Source organism: Streptomyces sp. MK37H (genome assembly GCF_018035285.1).
Lineage (GTDB): Bacteria > Actinomycetota > Actinomycetes > Streptomycetales > Streptomycetaceae > Streptomyces > Streptomyces endocoffeicus.
The window spans coordinates 1-3,017 of sequence record NZ_JAAAYH010000692.1 but is presented as its reverse complement, the minus strand read 5'-3'; the positions used below and the strand labels follow the sequence as shown (position 1 = coordinate 3,017).

The following is a 3,017-nucleotide window of genomic DNA, read 5'->3' as shown; positions in this document are numbered from 1 at the left end:
CAGCGCCCCGGTGTCGGCGGCCGCCAGCGACCGCGCCACCTCGGCGTCGAACGCGGCTGCCCGCTCGTCGAGATAGCCCGGCGCCTTCAGCGTGCGGCATGCGGTGCCGTCGCCCATCACCAGCAGCGCGACCCGCTCCGCCCGCCCGGCGAGCTCCCTTCCGACTTGAATACACCGCTCGGCCGCGAGAGGTTCCCCCACGCCCAACCCCTCGACGGGCACCGCCGGGTCCCACCCCGCGTGCTCCAGCAGCCAGGCGCCGACCGCCAGCGACGTCGGCAGCGAGCGCGAGGACCCGCCGTCCGCGGCGTCCTCGCAGCCGGACTCCCCCGCCACCGGCGCGGCGAGCCGCACATCCACTTCCACTCCGAAACCGCGGAACGATCCGGCCGCGCCCTGCGCATGCGCCCCGCGCCCGGCGCGATCGGCGGGCCCCACCACGATCAGCCGCTCCGGACGCGCCGCCGCGAGGGCGTGGATGACCTCGACGCACTCCGCGCGCAGCCCGTCCAGCTCGGGGGCGGCTCCGGCGGCGACCTCGGGCACCAGCAGCGGCGGACACGGACAGACGGCGGCGGCGATCAGCATGATCGTGAGCCTAGCCGTGCGCTCAGTCGCAGCCGCAGCCCGCGGTGGGCGCGGCCGGCTGCGGCGGCGGGGCACCCACCGTCGGCAGGCCCAGCATCACACCCGCGGGCTTCTTCTCCTCGGGCGCGTTCCGCCGCTCCCAGGCGTCTCCGGCGCGGGTGCGCCGCACGCCCCGGGCCGGGCCCTCGGCCAGCAGATGGTGGGGGGCCGCGTAGGTGATGTCGACGGTGACGACATCACCGGGGCGCACCGGCTCCTCGGGCCGCGCGAAGTGCACCAGACGGTTGTCGGGGGCACGGCCGGACAGCCGCCGCGTGGCGTCGTCCTTACGGCCTTCACCCTCGGCGACCAGCACCTCCAGCGTGCGCCCGACCTGCTTCTTGTTCTCCTCCCAGGAGATCTCCTCCTGGAGGGCTACCAGCCGCTCGTAGCGCTCCTGGACGACCGCCTTGGGCACCTGGCCGTCCATCTCGGCGGCGGGCGTCCCGGGCCGCTTGGAGTACTGGAAGGTGAACGCCTGGGCGAAGCGCGCCTCGCGCACCACGTGCAGCGTCTGCTCGAAGTCCTCCTCCGTCTCACCGGGGAAGCCGACGATGATGTCGGTGGAGATGGCGGCGTCCGGCATCGCGGCGCGCACCTTCTCGATGATGCCCAGGTAGCGCTCCTGCCGGTACGAGCGGCGCATCGCCTTGAGCACGGTGTCCGAGCCGGACTGCAGCGGCATGTGCAGCTGCGGCATCACGTTCTCCGTCTCGGCCATGGCGGAGATGACGTCGTCGGTGAAGTCGCGCGGATGCGGCGAGGTGAACCGGACCCGCTCCAGGCCCTCGATCTTTCCGCAGGCGCGCAGCAGCTTGCTGAACGCCTCGCGGTCGCCGATGTCGGAGCCGTACGCGTTCACGTTCTGGCCGAGCAGGGTGATCTCGGTGACACCCTCGGCGACCAGGGTCTCCACCTCGGCGAGGATGTCGCCGGGGCGGCGGTCCTTCTCCTTGCCGCGCAGCGCCGGGACGATGCAGAAGGTGCAGGTGTTGTTGCAGCCCACGGAGATGGAGACCCATGCGGCGTACGCGGACTCGCGCCGCGTCGGCAGGGTGGAGGGAAAGGCTTCCAGGGACTCGGCGATCTCGACCTGGGCCTCCTCCTGGACGCGGGCGCGCTCCAGCAGCACCGGCAGGCTGCCGATGTTGTGGGTGCCGAAGACCACGTCGACCCAGGGGGCCTTGTTGACGATGGTGTCGCGGTCCTTCTGGGCCAGACAGCCGCCGACGGCGATCTGCATGCCCGGCCGCCGGGCCTTGATCGGTGCGAGCCGCCCGAGGTTGCCGTACAGCCGGTTGTCGGCGTTCTCCCGCACCGCGCAGGTGTTGAAGACGACGATGTCGGCCTCGCCCTCGCCGGTGCCCTCGGGCGCGCGGACATAGCCCGCCTGCTCCAGGAGGCCCGAGAGCCGCTCGGAGTCGTGGACATTCATCTGGCACCCGTAGGTGCGGATCTCGTAGCTCTTGGGTGCTTGAACGTCCACTGCCGGGCTCCGGTCGCTGCTGATGGTCACCCAACAAGGGTAGGCGCTCACAGAAGCCCCTCTGCCGGGCGGTGGACCGGGCCACCGACCCGTCCCCCGGGTATGGGCCGACGCTCGGGCACCGGCACACTGTGTTCCATGACACGGAACAGCGCACAGGGCAACATGCTCGACAAGGCGATGGCCGTCCTCGGCTGCTTCCGTCCCGATGGCGGCGCGTTCCGTCTCACAGAACTGTCCGCGCGGACCGGGCTGGCCAAGACCACCGTGTTCCGGCTCTGCGCCGATCTGGTCCGGCTCGGCCTCCTCGAACGTGACGCCGAGACCTACCGGCTCGGAAGCGCCCTCTTCGAACTGGGCTCACTCGTCCCGCGCCGGCGCGATCTGCGGGAGGCCGCGCTGCCGTTCCTGCAGGACCTCTTCGAGGCCACCCACGAGACCGTGCACCTCGGGGTGTGCGAGGGCCACGAGGTGGTCTACGTCGAGCGCATCCACGGCCACGACGCCCTTCGGCTGCCGTCCCGCATCGGTGGCCGACTGCCCCTGACCTGCACCGGCGTCGGCAAGGCGCTTCTGGCGTTCTCGGGCTCCGAACTGGTCGAGGAGATCCTGGCCGCACCTCTGCCCGCCCTCACACCCCACTCGATCACCGATCCGGACCGGCTGCGCACGGCCGTCGAGCAGGCCCAGGTCGCGGGTCTGGCCTACGAGGAGGAAGAGGCGGCTCCGGGGGTCAGCTGCATCGCGGCTCCCGTCTTCGACGGGCCGACCTCGGTGGCGGCGCTGTCGGTGGCCGTGCCCCGCGGCCGCTTCCGGCCGGCGCAGCTGGCTCCGGCGGTCCGGACGGCGGCCCTGGGTCTGTCGAGGGCCCTGCGCTCCGGCAGGTGAGCGGGCGGCGCCCGCA

3 protein-coding genes are annotated in these 3,017 nt (G+C 72.4%); 1 reads left to right on the top strand and 2 read right to left on the bottom strand.

From position 1 onward, the window contains the following. Positions 1-588 (bottom strand): hypothetical protein (locus tag GWI24_RS42805; RefSeq protein ID WP_210951418.1); only part of this gene is annotated, 588 nt, incomplete at its 3' end. Positions 589-610: 22 nt separating this feature from the next. After that, complete coding sequence (gene miaB / locus GWI24_RS42800) at positions 611-2,143, bottom strand: tRNA (N6-isopentenyl adenosine(37)-C2)-methylthiotransferase MiaB (RefSeq protein WP_210951417.1); 1,533 nt, start codon at positions 2,141-2,143, stop codon at positions 611-613. Between the two features lie 135 nt (positions 2,144-2,278). On the opposite strand from miaB, the gene GWI24_RS42795 reads away from it, so the two are divergent. Then, the gene (locus tag GWI24_RS42795) at positions 2,279-3,001 is read left to right on the top strand and encodes an IclR family transcriptional regulator (RefSeq protein ID WP_210951419.1); all 723 of its coding nucleotides are present in this window, start codon (positions 2,279-2,281) and stop codon (positions 2,999-3,001) included. The last annotated feature ends 16 nt before the right edge of the window (positions 3,002-3,017 follow it).